Genomic DNA, 228 nt, shown 5'->3' on the forward strand with positions numbered 1-228 from the left:
CCCTCGACGGCGGCGCTGGGACGGCCGGGCGCTTCCAGGCCGTTCACGGGACCACGAACCCCGACGTGCCGCTGTCGGGCCTGGCGCTGTTCGACGTGGAGGCGCGCGCCGTGAAGATCGGGCGAGCGGCCCGCCCGGCGCTCGAGCTGTTGCTCCAGGGGCTGGCCGTTGACGAGGCCGTCAACACCGCCCGTATCCGGCACGCCGCCGGCGCCGCCCAGGTCCTGC

1 protein-coding gene is annotated in these 228 nt (G+C 76.3%); it reads left to right on the forward strand.

From position 1 onward, the window contains the following. Window positions 1–228: hypothetical protein (locus KVS67_RS13885; protein WP_217565627.1), on the forward strand; the 228-nt coding region annotated here is incomplete at both ends.

It is taken from the genome of Micrococcus sp. GbtcB5 (assembly GCF_019091605.1).
Taxonomy (GTDB): domain Bacteria; phylum Actinomycetota; class Actinomycetes; order Actinomycetales; family Micrococcaceae; genus Micrococcus; species Micrococcus luteus.